This window comes from Halomonas sp. SL1 (assembly GCF_003030865.2).
GTDB lineage: Bacteria > Pseudomonadota > Gammaproteobacteria > Pseudomonadales > Halomonadaceae > Halomonas > Halomonas halophila.
In genome coordinates, this window is sequence record NZ_PYUQ02000036.1 from 1 (window position 1) to 2568 (window position 2568).

A 2568-nucleotide genomic window follows, 5' to 3' on the forward strand; every position below is an offset into this window, starting at 1 on the left:
GTAACCGGCCGCTGAACACACCTTCCGCTGAGGCCTGGAGCCGGTGACATTAGGTGCCCATCTATTAATAAATGGGCACCTATCATGACCACCTCAAGCACCGATCGTGAGATCCGCCGACGTCGCCGCTATACACCTGAGTTCAGAGCCAAGATCGTGACGGCCTGCCTGCAGGGCGATTCCTCGATCGCTCAAGTCGCCCTCCAGCACGGACTGAATACCAACCTCGTCCAGACCTGGATCCGCAAGGCCAAGCGACAGAGCCAGCTGCCGGCCGTGCCGGACTTCGTGCCCCTACCGGCGCCGCCAGCAGCGACCGATCTGCCAGCGTCGACTGCCGCCGTCGGCGACATCTGCATCGAGCTGCCCTCGGTGAGGGGCACCATCACTGTGCGTTGGCCGGCGAGCGAGGCAACACCGTGTGCGCAGTGGCTGAAGGAGCTGCTGGGATGATCCGCATCGACGAGATCTGGCTGGCCACCGAGCCGCTGGATATGCGGGCCGGGCCGGATACGGCGCTGGCTCGGGTGGTCAAGGTGTTCGGCGCGGCCAGGCCGCACTGCGCTTACCTGTTCGCCAACCGGCGTGGCAACCGCATGAAGGTGCTGATCCACGACGGTCTGGGCGTCTGGCTATGTGCCCGGCGCCTGAACCAGGGCAAGTTCCACTGGGCCGGTCACTGGCACGGCGATCGCGTCGAGCTCTGTCCAGAACAAGTGACGGCGCTGGTTCAAGGCCTGCCCTGGCAGCGTCTCGGTGCCGACGGGGTAATCTCGGTCGTGTGATGCGCGGCACAGACGCGGCGGCCCGGCTATTCGCGGATGCGCTAATCCCGCTTCCGCCCGAGGACTGGCATACTCGGCGGATGACCATGCCGACCGATCTGTCTCAGCTCTCTCCCGATCAGCTCCGCCACCTGGCGGCCACGCTGATGTCGCAGGTCGAGCAGCAGGAACAGGCACTGGCGCAGAGCCAGAAAACGCTGCGACATACCGAGCAGGTCAACCAGAAGCTGACGTATGAGCTGGCGTTACTCAAGCGCCATGCCTTCGGCAAGCGCAGCGAGCAGCTCAATGTCTTGCAGATCAGCCTGCTGGACGAGGTGGTGGATGCCGACATCGCCGCCATCGAGACCGAGTTGGAAGACCTGAAGCTCACTGCCGCGACGCCAACACCCAAGAAAGTGCCCAAGCGGGCTGCCTTGCCTCCCGAGCTGCCGCGCACCGAGATCCGTCACGCCCCGGAGAGTGAACACTGCGCCTGCGGTTGCCAGCTGCGACGGATCGGCGAGGAGGTCAGCGAGAAGCTCGACTACACGCCAGGCGTGTTCCACGTCGAGCGCCATATCCGCGGCAAGTGGGTTTGCGATCACTGCGAGACGCTGACCCAGGCGCCGATGCCGGCGCAGATCATCGACAAGGGCATCCCCACCGCCGGCCTGCTGGCCCAGGTGTTGATCGCCAAATACGCCGATCACCTGCCGCTGTATCGGCAAGAGCAGATCTTTGCCCGTGCCGGCGTAGCGATTCCGCGTTCCACCCTGGCCGAGTGGGTCGGCATCTGCGGGGTGCGACTCCAGCCGTTGATCGATGCCCTGCGTGAGCTGCTGCTCGATGCCCCTGTGCTGCATGCCGACGAGACCCCGGTGCCGATGCTGGCCCCGGGCAAGAAGAAGACGCATCGAGCCTACCTCTGGGCCTACGCCACCACGCCCTACGCCGGATTGAAGGCGGTGGTCTACGACTTCAGCGAGAGTCGCGGCGGGCAGCATGCCCGTGACTTCCTCGGCGACTGGCGGGGCAAGCTGATCTGCGACGACTACAGCGGCTACAAGCAGAGCTTTGCCAACGGCGTCACCGAGATCGGTTGCATGGCCCACGCGCGGCGCAAGTTCGTCGACCTGCACGTGGCCGACAAGAGCCAGATTGCCGGGCAGGCCATCGAGCTGATCGGCCAACTCTACCAGGTGGAGCGCGAGGCCCAGTCGCTGACTACGGAAGAACGCCAACGGCGACGCGATACTCGGGCGAGGCCCATCGCCGACGCGCTGCACCGCTGGATGCTGGCTCAGCGCGAGAAGGTGCCGAACGGCTCGGCGACGGCCAAGGCGCTGGACTACAGCCTCAAACGCTGGGCCGCGCTAACACGCTACCTGGATGACGGCCGACTGCCGATCGACAACAACCGGGTCGAGAACCTGATTCGCCCCTGGGCACTGGGTCGCTCGAACTGGCTGTTCGCCGGGTCACTGCGCAGCGGTCAGCGGGCCGCCACCATCATGAGCTTGATCCAGTCTGCCAAGCTGAACGGCCACGAGCCTCATGCCTACCTGAAGGACGTACTGGCACGGCTACCGACACAGAAAGCCAGCCAGCTCCACGAGCTCATGCCTCACCACTGGCAGCACATCGCCTGATCACTGACAAACGGTGATGCCCGTTCGCTTACGTAAAATGGCCAGAAAACGCCCCGTCCTTTTCGAGAGGGCGGGGCGTTCATGCATCGAGGGGTGAGTTGCTGGCAATCAGGCGGGTTCGATGTGGCCGGGGAGATGGAGGCTCCTCAAGC

At 64.8% G+C, this 2568-nt stretch carries 3 protein-coding genes; all 3 read left to right on the forward strand.

Annotated elements, in window-relative coordinates; translation table 11 throughout:
• The first annotated feature begins 84 nt into the window (after nucleotides 1-84).
• The 3 genes from C9J49_RS16815 (at nucleotide 85) to C9J49_RS16825 (ending at nucleotide 2416) form a co-directional block, all read left to right on the forward strand.
• Nucleotides 85-453, forward strand: a complete 369-nt coding sequence (locus C9J49_RS16815; protein WP_046078582.1) for a transposase — start codon at nucleotides 85-87, stop codon at nucleotides 451-453.
• Nucleotides 450-785, forward strand: coding sequence for an IS66 family insertion sequence element accessory protein TnpB (gene tnpB, locus C9J49_RS16820; protein WP_046078581.1), 336 nt, complete (start codon nucleotides 450-452; stop codon nucleotides 783-785). The genes C9J49_RS16815 and tnpB overlap by 4 nt, the downstream gene beginning before the upstream one ends.
• 80 nt (nucleotides 786-865) lie before the next feature.
• Nucleotides 866-2416 (forward strand): IS66 family transposase, encoded by a 1551-nt coding sequence (locus C9J49_RS16825; protein WP_107182554.1) that lies wholly within the window; start codon nucleotides 866-868, stop codon nucleotides 2414-2416.
• Nucleotides 2417-2568 lie beyond the last annotated feature (152 nt).